The 15,664-nt window shown below is 60.6% G+C and carries 10 protein-coding genes; 9 read left to right on the top strand and 1 reads right to left on the bottom strand.

The window, feature by feature from the left end; translation table 11 throughout:
- The first annotated feature begins 108 nt into the window (after nucleotides 1-108).
- Nucleotides 109-4,560, top strand: a complete 4,452-nt coding sequence (locus K7431_RS31145) for a glycosyltransferase (RefSeq protein ID WP_224316747.1) — start codon at nucleotides 109-111, stop codon at nucleotides 4,558-4,560.
- Between the two features lie 45 nt (nucleotides 4,561-4,605).
- On the opposite strand, the gene K7431_RS15605 is transcribed toward K7431_RS31145, so the two are convergent.
- Nucleotides 4,606-5,316 (bottom strand): tellurite resistance TerB family protein, encoded by a 711-nt coding sequence (locus tag K7431_RS15605; protein ID WP_012722546.1) that lies wholly within the window; start codon nucleotides 5,314-5,316, stop codon nucleotides 4,606-4,608.
- A 168-nt stretch (nucleotides 5,317-5,484) separates the two neighbouring features.
- Between K7431_RS15605 and K7431_RS15600 the strand changes: the two genes are divergently transcribed.
- The 8 genes from K7431_RS15600 (at nucleotide 5,485) to K7431_RS15565 (ending at nucleotide 15,609) form a co-directional block, all read left to right on the top strand.
- Nucleotides 5,485-6,396, top strand: a complete 912-nt coding sequence (locus tag K7431_RS15600; protein ID WP_012722545.1) for a LysR family transcriptional regulator — start codon at nucleotides 5,485-5,487, stop codon at nucleotides 6,394-6,396.
- Between the two features lie 132 nt (nucleotides 6,397-6,528).
- Entirely contained in the window at nucleotides 6,529-7,986 is a 1,458-nt protein-coding gene (locus tag K7431_RS15595; RefSeq protein WP_012722544.1) for a gamma-aminobutyraldehyde dehydrogenase, read from the top strand.
- Between the two features lie 73 nt (nucleotides 7,987-8,059).
- Nucleotides 8,060-9,211 carry a putative ABC transporter substrate-binding protein YdcS gene (ydcS, locus tag K7431_RS15590; protein WP_012722543.1) on the top strand — a complete coding sequence of 384 codons (1,152 nt, stop codon included), beginning with the start codon at nucleotides 8,060-8,062 and terminating at the stop codon, nucleotides 9,209-9,211.
- A gap of 138 nt (nucleotides 9,212-9,349) precedes the next feature.
- Entirely contained in the window at nucleotides 9,350-10,384 is a 1,035-nt protein-coding gene (locus tag K7431_RS15585) for an ABC transporter ATP-binding protein (protein ID WP_012722542.1), read from the top strand.
- 1 nt (nucleotide 10,385) lies between these two features.
- On the top strand, nucleotides 10,386-11,315 hold the full coding sequence (locus tag K7431_RS15580; protein ID WP_012722541.1) for an ABC transporter permease: 930 nt from the start codon (nucleotides 10,386-10,388) through the stop codon (nucleotides 11,313-11,315).
- The gene (locus tag K7431_RS15575) at nucleotides 11,305-12,114 is read left to right on the top strand and encodes an ABC transporter permease (protein ID WP_012722540.1); all 810 of its coding nucleotides are present in this window, start codon (nucleotides 11,305-11,307) and stop codon (nucleotides 12,112-12,114) included. The genes K7431_RS15580 and K7431_RS15575 overlap by 11 nt, the downstream gene beginning before the upstream one ends.
- A 107-nt stretch (nucleotides 12,115-12,221) precedes the next feature.
- Nucleotides 12,222-13,646: a gamma-aminobutyraldehyde dehydrogenase gene (locus tag K7431_RS15570; protein ID WP_012722539.1), complete on the top strand. Its 1,425-nt coding sequence runs from the start codon at nucleotides 12,222-12,224 to the stop codon at nucleotides 13,644-13,646.
- 100 nt (nucleotides 13,647-13,746) lie between these two features.
- On the top strand, nucleotides 13,747-15,609 hold the full coding sequence (locus K7431_RS15565) for an NAD(P)-binding protein (RefSeq protein WP_012722538.1): 1,863 nt from the start codon (nucleotides 13,747-13,749) through the stop codon (nucleotides 15,607-15,609).
- The last annotated feature ends 55 nt before the right edge of the window (nucleotides 15,610-15,664 follow it).

Here is a 15,664-nt window from a genome sequence, read left to right as displayed (position 1 = left end):
TGTATAAGAGACAGAGCCATTACGCCCCCGCCAAACACACGGATCGCCCCCCCTACCACCGGCAACCCATTCAGCCAGCATCGCAGCGACAGAGCCTCCACAGATTCCGTGCCCGAGACCGCCAAGACGCCAGCAAAGTCGCCGTTGCCGTTGAGTCTGCTGCCTTCAAATAGAGCGAAAGCCAGCATCGCCGCAGGCAATGCTTTAGCGATGGGTTACCCGGACAAGCTCCTGGCAGGTTACTACGGCGACGCGCTGGCACGCGCGCGCGGCGGGGACAGCCAACGAGAGGTGATTGTTGCCGGCATTCCCCCCGACTCGACGTTCGGAAAATGGTGGCAATACTTTCGGGAGACGTTGAATAGCCCGGACTTCACCGCCTGGATGCTTTCGGAGGGTCTCGATAGCAGCACTGTCGAGATCATTCCCTCCAAAGGCGCCTTACACGCCAGGCGAAAAGCCGACCAGAGCGTGGTCAGTTTTACCCTCAACAACAATGCGCGCTGGGCGGCGGTGGCCGGCCCCATACTCGACGCCGGCAAGGTGATCGCGCCCGATACCTTCAGTATCAGGAATCCCGCAATGCTACCTGTACACAGCGCGCCCTTTGAGCTTATCGGGCGGTTCTATGGGGAAAACCTCGACAACCTCAGCCGGGCCCAGGTGGCAACGCGTGTTGCACAATTGAATGAAGGCCAGGGTTTCCGACCACTCGACCCATCGGATGGGTTAAGACCTCCCCATACACGCACCCCTGAAGCCCTCGAGCTTCAGAAACAAAACCTGGGTGACAGACGCAACCGCCTAAGCCTTATCCATACGCTCACCCGTATGAGTGTGCTGGCCTCAACGAATTCAAACACGACGCTGGCCGAACACATCGACTCGCACCGTGTCCCCGTCCACCCGGATTCCGTATTCGCGAAGACTTACCCAGGCATGCCGGAAAGCGGTTTGAAGCTTGAGCCGTTTTTGCATGCGCACGGCTTGATGATTCCCCAGGACAAGGCCGAGCTGTCGAACCTTATTGCCGTTCTGTCAGACCCGTTGCCACAACCGCCTGACAACTCGAGGCACTGGGGACTGCTGTCGGACACGCGCCAACTCGGACGTGACGAGCGCGAACGCGTCCAGAACATCGTCAGTGAAGAGGCACGAAATGGGTTGGAGGGGGGCACCTGCCTTCTCAACCACCTGGCTAAAAAAACTCCCGATCTCACCAACGCTGATAGCCCCGCGCAACGCCTGCAGGCTCTGATTGCTAGTCCGCAGGCACAGGCGTTGGGTAAGCGCCTGCGAAGCGCGTTCGCGGACACCTGGTCAACCAGCACAGCCAGCGACTGGGCGATGACCGCGCTGGCGCTCGACCTGGATCCCGCCGTGGGCACCCAACGCAACGTCGTCGCCGGTTACGACCTGGCCCAGGCAGCTCACCGGGGCTTGTCACCTGCCGTTATAACAGCGCGACTCGTCGAGCATCTTAAGCAGCAAGGCCGAGTCGATCACGACCTGGCCCCTGCGGCGGCACAGCTATTGCTCGCCAGTGCAGCACCTGCGTTCCTGGTCAAGGACCTCCCTGGCGGCTTGGTGTATGGGTCCCACACCTGGGCCAGCCTGAGCACCGCTGTCGCGCGCATTGAGGCGCTGGAGCCGGGCGCCACCCGTAACATGACGTTTGGCCAAGTCATGAGTTTTGGCAACAGAAGCCCGGTCACGCTTAAGGATGCTGGCATTGAGGCGGGGGCTCAGACACATGCTGTCATCGATTGGGCCATCGCCAATGACGTCCTGAATAAGGCTAACGATGATGCGTTTACGCCCGAACAGATCACCGTTGCGCGAGACAAATTCAACGCATTGCTAGAAACATTAGGCACTGCCAATAAAGGCCTCACCGCCTTTCTGCCTACGCGTAGGGCATTGGCCTGCGCAGAATTGAAGAAGGTATATGGCGACTATGACTTCGAGCAGCCGCTGACCCCCATCGTCAACCTTGACGGCAGTGAGACCAAGCATGCGCTGGTAGACATTTATACGGCAGGGAAGATGGACCGTATCGTTGACCAGAGCGTCGTACTGAGCCCGACCCGCCGCACGGGGGTCAGACCCCTTCCGGACATCACGGCCATTTTCAATGAGCAGTTCGATGCCTACATCAAGGGATTGAGGACAGGCATAAACACCGCGATGCAATACCAGTTTTCCCAACTGCCTCTTGATGAACGCCAACATATCGCGGTCGGCGACATCACCTTCCACTCTGTGCGCGAAGCCAACGGCGACACTGAGACACCCGCTCAAGTCGACGCGTCCAGAGCACGTCACGGTCTACTGATGTGTGTAAAAAACAAAGGTGACGTGCGGATTTACGAAGTGTTGCCGATGCAGGGGCTCGTTCGCCGCAACCATCAGCTATGGGGCAGCAGCGTTCATCAAACGCCCCTACGTGGCTACGATGACCCGGATGACTACTTTCTTGAAAAGGCCAAAGGCAAGTCGCTCGACATTGACTTGGACGCCTACAAAACCGGCGCGCCGCCAAAGGAGGTCGTGTCTTCAGGCCTTTCCATTGATCCGGTGCCTTTTTCTTTTCCAAAGGCATGGGGAGAAAAGACCGGGCAAGACCGTTCCCCTAAAGCGCCATGGGCCAGTGAGCGTGAGCAACACCTGGCCAACGAGATCGAAAAGTTTGTCCTCTATGGCCGCGACGCGCTCAAGACCTACGCCAGTGGAACCAATGCTGTTGAAGAGCAAGAAAAACAGTTGGTGGATGAACTGGGCGCCGTCATGGACTTCCTGCCCCTGAAAAGCGGTATTGAAAAGGCAGTAAAAGGCGACGTATGGGGGGCCGTTGGGGACTTCGCTCTGGACCTGCTGGGTTTTGTTATTCCGGTGGGCAAGGCGGTCAGCCAGGCGACCAAGCTCACTGGAAAACTCGGAACAAAACTGTTCACCGGGGCCAAAATAATCGGCGCCGCGGCAGTCGGCGCTCTTAACCCAGCGGACGGCCTTGGCGCGCTGGCCGAGGGTTTGGGTCAAGGCACGCGCCAAATGCTTTCAACGGCTGCTCGCGCGTTCAAGTTGAAGCATCCACCCGGCCTGCCGGGTGAACTCGCAGTGGTCGAAAAATACACAGTTTCACCCTCGCGCCTCGTCGGCCTGAGCCCGGATAGCCAAGGGGTTTACCACAGCCTCGATGGCCAGAGTCAATACATCCGCCACGTCGACAAGTCTGGCAAGGCTTCTGTCTATCAGGTTCGAGAAGCTTCGGGCGGTAGCCCCATGAGTTCGGTGCAGGTTCGTGTCATCAACCCCAAGACCTACCGACAAACTGAATTCATATTAAACAAAACCGGCGCCGATCAATGGCAACGCCTGGGGCTGCCGGGCGGTGTCGAGGGAATGCCTTATAAAAGCTATGAAGTCCCAATGGACGAAGTCAACCGCGTACTTAGTGATGATGGCAAGACAAGGCTTTATGCCAATTTTTGCGTTTTAGTAGAGTTTGATGTAGCCAATGACGTTTGGCGCAAGCTAGGCGACGGTAAAACCCTGGGCGCCCCTTTTTGGCGAACAGGCCCCTACGAGTGGAAAAGTGGCAGCCTGGACGAGTTCTTGCGGGTCAAGGCGACACTGCCCAAGCCAACCACCTTTGAAACAGTTCACGCAGCCCTTGCCCCCGTTCCCACGGCCGTTACGCCGATCAAGAAGGAAATCAATTACATATGGGCTGGCGCCATGATTCCGGATGATCGGCTCAGCCTGATGCTGGAGAATGCACGTAAGACACCCGGTTTCCAATCAGTGGTCCATGTCGACGCAGACAGCCCGGAAAAGTTTGCATCGATCAAAGCGGCCCTGGACAAAAAAACGCCCAACCTGGAAGTGCGAAATCTGAATGAAGATCCTTTCTTCCAAGAGTTCAAGACCACGCAAGCCGGTGAGATGTACCAGTATTTTCGTCAGGGCAAAACACACAATTACGCGGCGGCTTCAGATGCTCTGCGCTATCCGCTGATCAACCACCGGGGCGGCATCTACCTGGACAGTGATGACTTGATCACCAAGCAGATTGGAGATATCGAACTCAAAGCAGGTACCGATGACCTATTGCTCAACTCCCATGTGAAGCATTCCGAACTCTCGTTCTCGGGCTACAACACTAACGTGTTCGCCAGCCATCCCAACAACCGGGTCCTGAAAGAGATCAGTGAGGAATCCTACAAACGATTCCGGGAAAACAAACCCTGGCTGGACACACACCGACCTTACCTTGAGAGGGAAAATCCCAGCCCTGAGGCCATACGGGAATTCAATGAGTATGAGAGCAAGATATTTGAAGTAACGGGGCCTGACGTCTTTAACGATGTCTTGAAGAAAAGCCGGCCCGACTACTACGGGCTCAGCGAAACGATCGGTAACAACGCGCGAGCCGGCATCATTTTACCGAGGGCGGATGCACTCGCAGAGCAGTCCGCCATTGACTATTACCTACCCTTCCATCGCCGTTTTGAAATAGACATAGGCGGCGGCCACTCTATGGTCGACAGAGTCAGCTGATACCGAGAACACGACCCTGATCGTTCCCAGCCATGGGGACGGTCATCACTCTGTCGCCTGACGAACCTGTTTTTCCAGCTCCTGCTTCAAACCAGGCTCAAGTTTCAGTTGGCGTGCCAGCTCATCCAGGTACGCTTTCTCCATAAAGTTCTCCTCATCCACCAGCATCACACTGGCGATGTACATCTCAGCCGCCATCTCCGGGGTACTGGCCGCCCGTGCTACATCGGCCGGGTCCAAGGGCTTGTTCAGTTCCGCGTGCAGCCAGCTTTGCAGCTCGCGGTCGTTATCCAGCTTGGTGAACTCGCCTTCGATCAGCTCGCGTTCGCGCGCATCCACATGGCCGTCGGCCTTGGCGGCGGCGACCAGCGCCTTGAGAATGCCCTGGCTGTGTTGCTCGACCTGGGCCGGTGGCAGGCGGTCGATGGTCTGCGGTTCGCCCTGCGGCGCATTGGCTTGATTGGCCTGCCAGTTGCCATAGGCTTTATAGGCAATCACCCCCAAGGCCGCCAAGCCGCCGTAAGTCAGGGCCTTGCCGCCAAATTTGCGCGCCTTCTTGTTGCCCATCAGCAAGCCCATGGCGCCGGCCGCCAGGGCGCCGCCGCCCGCTCCACCGAGCAAACTTCCCAGCCCGCCACCGCCCAGCAAACCGCCGAGAGCGCCTTTGTCATCCTGCTTGCGTTGGCCGCCAGCCTTGTTTTGCAACATGTCCTGGCCAGACTTGAGCAGTTGATCGAGCAATCCACGGGTATTCATTCGTAGCCTCCAGACACTTGGGTTCATAGGACCAATAGGCCCCCAGCGTAAAACTAAGTGCCAAAAAGCCTCGATCTAGATTGCTTCCAGATGTAACGCGGGCGCCCTTCGCAAAAACCGATATACACTCGAGTGAATCTATAAAAACACCTCACTGGTAATTCCAGCATGATGACCTTGCGTCAAATCCGGCACTTTATCGCCGTGGCCGAGACCGGCTCGATCTCCGCCGCCGCGCAGACCGCGTTTATTTCCCAGTCGACACTGACCCTCGCCATCCAGCAACTGGAACAGGAAATCGGCGTCAACCTGTTCAACCGGCATGCCAAGGGCATGACCCTCACCCACCAGGGCCATCAATTCCTGCGCCAGGCGCACCTGATCCTCGCCACCGTCGATAACGCCAAGCGCAGCCTGCAACAGAGCACCGACCAAGTGGCGGGCCAGTTGATCATCGGCGTGACCAGCCTGGTGGCCGGCTATTACCTGGCCGATCTGCTGACGCGCTTCCAACGTGCCTACCCCAACGTGGAAATCCGCGTGATGGAGGATGAACGTCCGTATATCGAGCATTTACTGGTCAGCGGCGAGATCGACGTTGGCGTGCTGATCCTCTCCAATCTCGAGGACCGCCACGCGCTGCAGACCGAAGTGTTGACCCACTCGCCCCACCGTTTGTGGCTGCCGGCGCAACACCCATTGCTGGAACACGACAGCATCAACCTGGCCGATGTGGCGCGTGAGCCGTTGATCCAGCTGAATGTCGATGAAATGGGCCACAACGCCCAACGCCTATGGGCTGGAGCCGGGTTGCAACCTCGGGTGACCTTGCGCACCGCGTCGACCGAAGCGGTGCGAAGCCTGGTGGCGGCGGGTCTCGGCGTGTCGATTCAGCCGGACATGACCTACCGGCCCTGGTCCCTGGAAGGCGACATTATTGAGGCACGGCCGATTGCCGACCTCAGCCAGACCCTCGACGTGGGCCTGGCCTGGCGCCGTGGCACCGCGCGTCCGGCGCTGGTCGACCCCTTCCTGACCGTGGCCCGCGAACAGCCGCACCCGCGCAAGCCATCTATTTAATCGAATGCTGCATTCAGTATTTAGTATTTGTTGACCTCGCGCCTGGCCTCTACTCTCAGCTAATCCATAAGAGAAGGCCGGGCGCCTTGTAAGAGAACGCCCATGGCCACACAAGAAAAGAGATCGCGAAAAATGTCCGGCGCGCCCACCCCGCTGCTCACTGCGTTGCTGATCGACGGCGAACTGGTCCAGGGCCAGGGTTTTGCCGAGCCGATCCTCAACCCGGCCACCGGTGAAGTGCTCACCCAGATCGCCGAAGCCAGTACCGAGCAGGTCGAAAGCGCAATCCTCGCCGCCCACCGCGCCTTTGCCGGTTGGTCACGGACCACGCCGCAGCAACGCTCGAACATCCTGCTGGGCATCGCCGACGCCATCGAAAAACAAGCCGACTACCTGGCCCGCCTGGAATCACTGAATTGCGGCAAGCCGTTGCACCTGGCGCGCCAGGATGACTTGAGCGCCACCGTCGATGTGTTCCGCTTCTTCGCCGGGGCCGTGCGCTGCCAGACCGGGCAACTGAGCGGCGAGTACCTGCCGGGCTACACCAGCATGGTGCGCCGCGATCCGATTGGTGTGGTGGCCTCCATCGCGCCGTGGAATTACCCGCTGATGATGGCCGCGTGGAAGATCGCCCCGGCCCTGGCTGCCGGTAATACCTTGGTGTTCAAGCCGTCGGAACACACGCCGCTGTCGATCCTGGCCCTCGCCCCGGTGCTTAAAGATCTGCTGCCGCGCGGCGTGATCAACATTCTGTGTGGCGGCGGCGAAGGTGTTGGCAGCCATCTGGTCAGCCACCCCAAGGTGCGCATGGTGTCGCTGACCGGCGATATCGTCACCGGGCAGAAGATCCTGCAGGCCGCCGCCAAAACCCTAAAACGCACGCACTTGGAACTCGGCGGCAAAGCCCCCGTGATCGTATGCAACGATGCCGACCTGCAAGCCGTGGTCGAGGGCGTGCGCGCCTATGGTTACTACAACGCCGGCCAGGATTGCACCGCCGCGTGCCGCATCTACGCCCAGGCCGGAATCCACGACAAACTGGTCGCCGAACTGGGCGCGGCCGTGAGCAGCCTGCGCTTTGCCGGCAAACGCGATGCCGATAACGAACTCGGCCCGCTGATCAGTACGCGCCAGCGCGACCGCGTCGCCAGTTTTGTCGAGCGTGCCCTCGGCCAGCCGCATATCGAACGCATCACCGGCGCCGCCGTGCATTCCGGTGCGGGTTTCTATTACCAACCTACCCTGCTCGCGGGCTGCAAACAGAACGACGAAATCGTGCAGCGCGAAGTCTTCGGCCCGGTCGTCACGGTGACGCGCTTCGACGAGTTGGAACAGGCGGTGGACTGGGCCAACGACTCCGAATACGGCCTGGCCTCGTCGGTGTGGACCCAGAACCTCGACAAGGCCATGCAAGTGGCCGCGCGCCTGCAATACGGCTGCACTTGGATCAACAGCCATTTCATGCTGGTCAGCGAAATGCCCCACGGCGGCTTGAAGCGCTCGGGGTACGGGAAAGACCTGTCCAGCGATTCGCTGCAGGACTACAGCGTGGTACGGCACATCATGGCGCGCCACGGCCAACATCTTTAAAACAACAACTAAGCTCTTGCGTTACCGGTTGCACACAACTGCCCCGACCATAATTAAAGAAGAGGGAACCCCCATGTCTGCGCACAAGACCGCACTGCTCAGTGCCCTGACCACAGCGCTGCTGGCCAGCGCCAGCCTCCAGGCCGCCGAACCGCTTAAAGCCGTTGGCGCGGGTGAAGGCCAGTTGGATATCGTCGCGTGGCCCGGCTATATAGAACGTGGCGAAAGCGACAAGGCCTACGACTGGGTCAGCGGTTTCGAGAAGGAAACCGGCTGCAAGGTCAATGTGAAAACCGCCGCCACCTCGGACGAAATGGTCAGCCTGATGGCCAAGGGCGGGTATGACCTGGTCACCGCGTCGGGCGATGCATCGCTGCGCCTGATCGTCGGCAAGCGCGTGCAGCCGATCAACACCGCGCTGATCCCCAACTGGAAGAACATCGACCCGCGCCTGAAGGATGCGCCGTGGTACGTGGTCGGTCAGCAAACCTATGGCACCCCGTACCAGTGGGGCCCGAACGTGTTGATGTACAACACCAACGTGTTCAAGACCGCGCCCACCAGTTGGGACGTGTTGTTCAACGCGCAGAACCTGCCGGACGGCAAGTCGAACAAAGGCCGCGTGCAGGCGTATGACGGGCCGATCTACATCGCCGACGCGGCGCTGTACCTTAAGTCGACCAAGCCGGAACTGGGCATTCAAAGCCCATACGAACTGACCGAAACCCAGTACAAGGCCGTGCTCGATCTGTTGCGCGCCCAGCAACCGCTGATCCACCGCTACTGGCACGACACCACCGTGCAAATGAGTGACTTCAAGAACGAAGGCGTGGTGGCCTCCAGCGCTTGGCCGTATCAGGTCAACGGCCTGCAGAACGAGAAGCAGCCAATTGCTTCGACGATTCCGAAGGAAGGCGCCACCGGCTGGGCCGACACCACGATGTTGCACACCGAGGCCAAGCACCCGAACTGCGCCTACAAGTGGATGGACTGGTCGCTGCAGCCGAAGGTCCAGGGCGATGTTGCCGCCTGGTTCGGTTCGTTGCCGGCCGTGCCTGCGGCCTGCAAGGAAAGTGAACTGCTCGGCGCCGAGGGTTGCAAGACCAATGGTTTCGACCAGTTCGAAAAAATCGCCTTCTGGAAAACCCCGCAAGCTGAAGGCGGCAAGTTCGTGCCGTACAGCCGCTGGACCCAGGATTACATCGCGATCATGGGCGGCAGGTAAGGCCTTCCAAACGACCTAGGTCCCCTGTGGGAGAGGGCAACCCCCCTCCCACATTGACCGCACTCATAGATGTTTTGTTTTTTCAGAAGTCCAGGCCGGGCCGCTGCGACGACCCGCGCCTTTTCGGAGCACCGCACCATGACGCTTGCAGTCCAATTCACCCACGTTTCCCGTCAGTTCGGCGAAGTGAAAGCCGTTGACCGGGTTTCCATCGATATCCAGGACGGCGAGTTCTTTTCCATGCTCGGCCCTTCCGGCTCAGGCAAGACCACCTGCCTGCGCCTGATCGCCGGGTTCGAGCAGCCGAGCGCAGGCTCGATCCGCATTCATGGCGAGGAAGCCGCCGGCTTGCCGCCGTATCAGCGTGACGTAAACACCGTGTTCCAGGATTACGCGCTGTTCCCCCATATGAATGTGCGCGACAACGTCGCCTACGGCCTCAAGGTCAAGGGCGTCGGCAAGGCCGAACGCCTGAACCGTGCCGAGGAAGCCCTGGCCATGGTCGCCCTCGGCGGCTACGGCGACCGCAAGCCGGTGCAGCTCTCCGGCGGCCAACGCCAACGGGTGGCCCTGGCTCGCGCCTTGGTCAATCGCCCGCGGGTATTGCTGCTGGATGAACCACTGGGCGCCCTTGACCTCAAGTTGCGCGAGCAGATGCAAAGCGAGCTGAAGAAGCTGCAGCGCCAGCTGGGCATCACGTTTATCTTCGTGACCCACGACCAGACCGAAGCCCTGTCGATGTCCGACCGTGTGGCGGTGTTCAACAAAGGTCGCATCGAGCAAGTCGACACCCCGCGCAACCTCTACATGAAACCGGCCACCGCGTTCGTCGCCGAGTTTGTCGGCACCTCCAACGTGATACGCGGCGAGCTGGCCCAGCGCCTCAGCGGCAGCGCGCAGCCGTTCTCGATCCGCCCGGAACACGTGCGCTTTGCCGACGGCCCGCTGGGCGCCGGCGAGGTAGAAATCAGCGGTCTGCTCCACGATATTCAATACCAGGGCAGCGCCACCCGCTATGAACTGAAGCTGGAAAACGGCCAGGCGTTGAACATCAGCCAGGCCAACAATCAGTGGCTGGACATCAGCAGCGGCCATCAGGTCGGCCAGTCCATCACCGCCCGTTGGGCGCGGGAAGCCATGACCCCGCTGACCGACAGCGCAGGCGAGGTGTGACATGAGCCTGGCCCTTTCCCACCCGCCGATGCGCAGGTTTTCCAACCTACTGTACCGCAAGCCCAACCTCTACCTGGCGATGCTGCTGGTGCCGCCGCTGATCTGGTTTGGCGCGATCTACCTGGGCTCGTTGCTGACCCTGCTGTGGCAAGGCTTCTATACCTTCGACGACTTCACCATGGCGGTCACGCCGGACCTGACCCTGGCCAACTTCGCCGCGCTGTTCCAGCCGTCAAACTTCGACATCATCGTGCGCACCTTGAGCATGGCGATTGTGGTGTCGATTGCCAGCGCCATCGTCGCCTTCCCCATCGCCTACTACATGGCGCGCTACACCACGGGCAAGACCAAGGCGTTCTTCTATATCGCGGTGATGATGCCGATGTGGGCCAGCTACATCGTCAAGGCCTATGCCTGGACCTTGCTGCTGGCCAAGGGCGGCGTGGCGCAGTGGTTCGTGCAACACCTGGGGCTGGAGCCGGTGTTGCAGTTCGTGCTGGGCATTCCCGGCGTGGGCGGCAGCACCTTGAGCACCTCGCACCTGGGGCGGTTCATGGTGTTCGTCTATATCTGGCTGCCGTTCATGATCCTGCCGATCCAGGCCTCCCTGGAACGCTTGCCGCCCTCGTTGCTGCAAGCCTCGGCGGATTTGGGCGCCAAGCCACGCCAGACCTTTATGCAGGTGATTCTGCCGCTGTCGGTGCCGGGGATTGCCGCCGGTTCGATCTTCACGTTCTCGCTGACCCTGGGCGATTTCATCGTGCCGCAACTGGTCGGCCCGCCGGGTTACTTCGTCGGCGGCATGGTCTACGCGCAGCAAGGCGCCATCGGCAATATGCCCATGGCCGCGGCGTTCACCCTGGTGCCGATCGTGCTGATCGCGGTTTACCTGTCCATCGTCAAACGCCTGGGGGCCTTCGATGCACTCTGAAAAATCGTCTATGGGTCTGAAGATCGCAGCGTGGGGTGGACTGGTTTTTCTCCATTTCCCGATCCTGATCATCTTCCTCTACGCCTTCAACACCGAAGAGGCCGCGTTCAGCTTTCCGCCCCAGGGCTTCACCCTGAAGTGGTTCAGCGTGGCCTTCGCCCGGCCGGACGTGCTGGAAGCGATCAAGCTGTCGTTGCAGATTGCGGCCATCGCCACCCTGATCGCCATGGTGCTCGGCACCCTGGCCTCGGCGGCGCTGTATCGCCGCGAGTTCTTCGGCAAGCAAGGCGTGTCGTTGATGCTGATCCTGCCGATTGCACTGCCGGGGATCATCACCGGTATCGCGTTGCTGGCGACCTTCAAGACACTGGGCATTGAGCCTGGGATGTTCACCATCATCGTCGGCCACGCGACCTTCTGCGTGGTGATCGTCTACAACAACGTCATCGCGCGCTTGCGCCGCACGTCCCACAGCCTGATCGAAGCCTCGATGGACCTGGGCGCCGACGGCTGGCAGACCTTCCGCTACATCATCATGCCCAACCTGGGCTCGGCGTTGCTGGCCGGCGGCATGCTCGCCTTTGCGCTGTCGTTCGACGAAATCATCGTCACCACCTTCACCGCCGGCCACGAGCGCACCTTGCCGCTGTGGCTGCTCAACCAGTTAAGCCGCCCACGGGATGTGCCGGTGACCAACGTGGTGGCGATGCTGGTGATGTTGGTGACGATGTTCCCGATTCTCGGTGCCTATTACCTGACGCGCGGCGGTGAAAGCGTGGCCGGTAGTGGCGGTAAATAACGTTGCCATTGAAGGGACACGGTTCAAATGAGGGAAGGGGCAAGCCCCTCCCACATTTAGAGCCAGTGTATTCAAGGAAATAACAATAGTTTGTGGAGAGCTGAACCATGCAAACCAAATTACTGATCAACGGCCAACTGATCGAAGGCGAAGGCCCGGCCCAAGCCGTATTCAACCCGGCCCTCGGCCGCGTACTGGTAGAAATCAAGGAAGCCAGCGAAGCCCAGGTCGACGCGGCCGTGCGCGCCGCCGATGCGGCGTTCGAAGGTTGGTCGCAAACCGCGCCCAAGGATCGCTCGCTGCTGCTGCTGAAATTGGCAGACGCGATCGAAGCCCACGGTGAAGAGTTGGCCAAGCTGGAGTCGGACAACTGCGGCAAGCCCTACAGCGCCGCGCTCAACGATGAAATCCCGGCGATTGCCGACGTGTTCCGCTTCTTTGCCGGCGCCAGCCGTTGCATGAGCGGTTCGGCGGGCGGTGAGTATTTGCCCGGCCACACCTCGATGATCCGCCGCGACCCGGTGGGCGTGATCGCGTCCATCGCACCGTGGAATTACCCGTTGATGATGGTCGCCTGGAAAATCGCCCCGGCCCTGGCCGCCGGTAATACCGTGGTGCTCAAGCCGTCGGAACAAACCCCGCTGACCGCGCTGCGGATGGTCGAACTGGCGGCGGATATCTTCCCGGCCGGCGTGCTCAACCTGGTGTTCGGCCGTGGGCCGACGGTGGGCAACCCGCTGGTGACTCATCCTAAAGTGCGCATGGTGTCGCTGACCGGCTCCATCGCCACCGGCGCGAATATCATCTCCAGCACCGCCGACAGCGTGAAGCGCATGCACATGGAACTGGGCGGCAAGGCGCCGGTGATCATCTTCAACGACGCGGATATCGACGCGGCCGTGGAAGGCATTCGCACTTTCGGCTTCTACAACGCCGGCCAGGATTGCACCGCTGCGTGCCGGATTTACGCGCAAGCGCAGATCTACGATGCGTTTGTCGAGAAGCTCGGCGCAGCGGTCGCCAGCATCAAATATGGCTTGCAGGATGATCCGGCCACCGAGTTGGGCCCTTTGATTACCGCGCAACATCGCGACCGTGTCGCCGGGTTTGTCGAGCGCGCCGTGGCACAGCCGCACATCCGCCTGGTCACCGGCGGCAAGGCGGTGGAAGGTAATGGCTACTTCTTTGAACCGACCGTGCTGGCCGACGCTCAGCAGGACGACGAGATCGTGCGCCGCGAGGTGTTCGGCCCGGTGGTATCGGTGACCAAGTTCACCGATGAAGCGCAGGTGCTGGGCTGGGCCAATGATTCGGACTACGGCCTGGCGTCATCCGTGTGGACCGCCGACGTAGGACGCGCCCATCGCTTGGCCGCGCGCCTGCAGTACGGCTGCACCTGGGTGAACACCCACTTCATGCTCGTCAGCGAAATGCCCCACGGCGGTCAGAAACTGTCGGGGTATGGCAAGGATATGTCCATGTACGGGTTGGAGGACTACACCACCGTTCGCCATGTGATGTTCAAGCACTAACGAGGAGCGAGCTTACTGTGGCGAGGGCGCTTGCTCCCTCGCCATAACAATGCGCTCCGACAACGCCGCTCTCATAACAATAAAACTCAGGTTCTCCCCCATGGATATCACCCGCCGCGACTTCCTCAACGGCGTCGCTGTCACTATTGCCGCCGGTATGACCCCACTGCAAATCCTGCACGCCGCCCCCGACGGCCGCTACTACCCACCCGCCCTCACCGGCTTGCGCGGCAGCCATGTAGGTTCGTTCGAAGTGGCGCACCAGATGGGCTGGGAGAAGAAGGTGTTCGACACCGATAAGCTGCCGATCACCGAGGACTATGACCTGGTGGTCGTCGGCGGCGGCTTGAGCGGTTTGTCGGCGGCGTGGTTCTACCGTGAGAAGCACCCCAAGGCGAAGATCCTGATCCTGGAAAACCACGACGACTTCGGCGGCCATGCCAAGCGCAATGAGTTCCAGGCCGGTGGCCGCATGCTCATCGGCTACGGCGGCAGCGAGGCGTTCCAGTCGCCCAACCACCTGTACAGCAAGGAAGTGAACGGGCTGTTGAAGAAACTCGGGGTAAACATCAAGCGCTTCGAAACCGCCTTTGATCGCCAGTTCTACCCAAGCCTTGGGCTGTCGCGCGGGGTGTTTTTCGACCAGGAAAACTTCGGCGAAGACAAACTGGTGACCGGCGACCCGACGCCGATGGTCGCCGATGACATCGCGCCGGACCAACTGAATGCGCGGGCCATCAGCGATTTCATCAATGACTTCCCATTGCCGCCGGCAGACCGCCAGGCCCTGATCGCCCTGCACACGGCGCCCAAGGACTACCTGCCGGGCAAGTCTGCCGAAGAAAAGGCAGACTACCTGGCGGCCACCAGCTACCGCGATTTCCTGCTCAAGAACGTAGGGTTGTCGGAAGGTGCAGTGAAGTATTTCCAGAGCCGTACCAATGACTTCATGGCCCTGAGCATCGATGCAGTCGCCTCGTCCGATGCCTACAGCGTGGGTTTCCCGGGCTTTGCCGGGATGAACCTGGCGCCGATCAGCGAAGAAGCGGCGGCGGAAATGGAAGAGCCCTACATCTACCACTTCCCGGATGGCAATGCGTCGGTGGCGCGGTTGCTGGTGCGCAGCCTGATCCCAGGTGCGGCGCCGGGGCACACCATGGACGATATCGTGCTGGCGGCGTTTGACTACGCCAAGCTCGACCAGCCCAAGGCGGCCGTGCGGTTGCGCCTGAACAGCACGGCGGTCAGCGTGCGTAACGTCGGCGATGGCGTGCACATCGGCTACAGCCGTGGCGGACAACTCGCACAGGTACGCGGCAAACGCTGCATCCTGGCCTGCTACAACATGATGATTCCGTATCTGTTGAAGGATTTACCGGCGCCGCAAGCCCACGCGCTGAGCCAGAACGTGAAGTACCCGCTGGTGTACACCAAGGTGGTGATCCGCAACTGGCAGTCGTTCCAGACACTCGGCGTGCATGAGATTTATGCGGCGACCCAGCCTTACAGCCGGATCAAGCTGGACTACCCGGTGAGCATGGGCGGCTACGACCACCCGCGTGACCCGACGCAGCCGATTGGCTTGCACATGGTCTACGTGCCCACCAGTCCCAACAGCGGCATGAACGCCCGCGACCAGGCCCGTGCCGGGCGGGGCAAGTTGTATGGGCAGACGTTCGAACAGTTGGAAGCGCAGTTGCGTGATCAGTTGCAGCGCATGCTGGGGCCGGGAGGGTTCAACCATGAGACCGATATTCTGGCGATCACTGTCAACCGCTGGTCACATGGGTATGCGAGCTTCTCTAACAGTCTGTTTGATGACGCCGATGAAAGCGAAGCGTGGATGAACCTGGCGCGCAAGCCGGTGGGGCACGTGAGCATCGCCAACTCGGACGCGGCGTGGAGTGCGTATGCGCATGCGGCGATTGATGAGGCTTACCGCGCAGTGGGTGAAGTGAGCTGAACTGAAGACTTGTAGTGAGCGGGCTTGCCCCGCGCTGGGCAGCGAAGCGGCCCTA

It is taken from the genome of Pseudomonas fluorescens group sp., assembly GCF_020093335.1.
GTDB classification, from domain to species: domain Bacteria; phylum Pseudomonadota; class Gammaproteobacteria; order Pseudomonadales; family Pseudomonadaceae; genus Aquipseudomonas; species Aquipseudomonas petroselini.
The sequence above is the reverse complement of the archived record's forward strand: the minus strand, read 5'-3'. Positions and strand labels throughout refer to the sequence as shown.